Annotated in this window: 1 protein-coding gene; it reads left to right on the top strand. The window is 38.4% G+C overall.

The window, feature by feature from the left end; translation table 11 throughout:
• Positions 1-1,257: a transposase gene (locus tag DXC57_RS15320; protein ID WP_279221109.1), complete on the top strand. Its 1,257-nt coding sequence runs from the start codon at positions 1-3 to the stop codon at positions 1,255-1,257.
• Positions 1,258-2,231: the final 974 nt, after the last annotated feature.

The raw sequence follows: 2,231 nt of genomic DNA, 5'->3' as shown, positions 1-2,231 counted from the left end.
ATGCTGTTGTCGCACAGAACATCGGTCAATATCCGGCCGGAATATTCTAATATTATAGGGCATATGTGTTATGCTGCTTCCAAACTCTGGAATGTCTGCAACTATGAACGCCGTCGATATAAAGAATTGGGGCTGAAGAAGTATCCTGACTGGTATTATCAGAAGAAAGCGCATAAAGGAGAGCTGTGGTATAGACAGCTTCCGTCCCAGACGGCGCAGGAGACCTGCAAGCAGCTGGATAAAGCCTGGAAATCATTTTATGTCCTTAAAAAGACCGGTGGGATCAAAGACCCAAATCCGCCGCGATTTAAACAGGACAATATACCGATCACTTACATGCAGATGGGAATCCGGCACGAGAAAGGTTCCGACCAATTACGGCTGTCTCTGTCAAAGGATCTGAAAAGCTATATGGAAGAAACTTACGGGATTCATGAAAAATTTCTATATCTTGAAAATAAGATTTTCAGGAACATGGATCACATAAAACAGCTGCGGATCTATCCACCGGAAGATGGAAAATGTGACCTTATTGTTATCTATGAGGTCAAGGAGCCAGAACCGCTTCCTCAGAATGGTCATTATTTATCAATTGATCTTGGACTTCATAATCTGATGACCTGTTATGATTCCGGAAATGGAAAAACTTTTATTCTGGGAAGGAAATATCTTTCGCTGGAAAGGTACTTTCACAAAGAAATCAGCAGGGTTCAATCAATATGGTATGCACAGCAGGTGGAAAATGGCATAAAATATCCCCGATCATCGAAACACATCAAGAGGCTTTATCGGAAAAAACAGAATGCAGTAAAGGATTACCTTCATAAGGTGACCAGATGGCTTGCAGAATACTGTAGAAAAGAAGAAATAAACTGTGTAATCATAGGAGATATCCGAAACATCCGTAAAGGAAAAGATATAGGGCACAAGACAAACCAGAAGTTTCACGGACTGCCGTATAATAAACTTTATATCATGTTGGAATATAAACTAAAACTGTATGGAATATCACTGACAAAACAGGAAGAAAGCTATACCAGCCAGTGCAGCCCGTTTTCACCAGAATTATCAAAAAGATATGCAGAAGCATCAAACCGAAAAGAGCGGGGTATGTATATAACGGATGGAGGAAGATATAATGCGGATGCAGTAGGAGCCTTTAATATCCTGCGTAAATATCTTTCCGTATCCGGAAAACAGAAAGAACTGTTCGTAACCGGACTAAAGAATCCAGAAATAATAAAAGTAGCTGTATAGCCGAAAGGTAAGCAGTAGTGGTGTCATGGACGCACCCTGAAAAAAGGCGGTATCCCGCCAGATTTCAGATGCTCGGGTAACTTAGTTGCCGAGTAGTTCACACTAAAAAATTATAAACGAAGTAGTCTCTAAAAGAGCATTTCCTCCTTACCCCATAAATTTGTTGATTTTTAAATTTATGCAGCTGATTTTATTTTCATCACATTCAGCTTTGACAGATATTCCTTAAGTTTTTCATAATGGCGCTGCTGGACTGACTTTCGATGTCCTTTACCGGCGACAAACGTTGTTTCATCCAACTGCCAGATTTCTGCGTATTTCGATGCGGCTTCCTTTAAGTATTCTGGCGAGTATTCTGTATTAATACTGAACTTTATCCCCGTGTATTGAAGCTCAAGATTAATTTCCTGAAACAGGGAAGTGAGCTTCTCAAACAGGCGGTATCTGGATTTTTCAGTCGCTTTTTTCCATACCCATTATTAAAATTATATATTATGTACAGTTTTGAAAAATGGCACACCGCAATCTCGTTACTGTAGTGTTTGGAAAGAGAAGAGAGCAAATAGTTGTATATATGATAATAGAAGAAAATGGCGCAAAATAAATCAGCGGCATTTCCGCAAGAAGGATCAAAATAAGCTGGTGGGAATGCTGCTGATTTTTTAATCTAGTATGTGTGAAATAAATAGAAATGACAAAATATTCTAAAAAATCGCAACAAAATAAAAAGAATAGCAAATATAGAAAAATCGTTGACAATCCTTGGAAACTCTGGTATCATAACATACGTCCTTGAGACAAGGGCAAATCAATCGAAGAAATAAGAGCGGAAACGCAAACGGGTTTCTGAGAAAGATTAAAAATAAAATAAAAAAGTTGTTGACAAAGTCAATTGCTTATGATAATATAAATAAGCTGTCGATGAGACAACAACAAAGAACCTTGAAAACTGAACAGTATGTAAAACCCTGAAA

Origin of the sequence: Clostridium sp. TF06-15AC, from assembly GCF_003481165.1 — a bacterium.
GTDB lineage: Bacteria > Bacillota > Clostridia > Lachnospirales > Lachnospiraceae > Otoolea > Otoolea fessa.
This window is presented reverse-complemented; position numbering and strand designations above follow the sequence as displayed.

Excerpts from the sequence above, each read along its gene's own strand:
- DXC57_RS15320 (WP_279221109.1), top strand. The coding sequence starts at position 1 with ATGCTGTTGTCGCACAGAACATCGGTCAATATCCGGCCGGAATATTCT.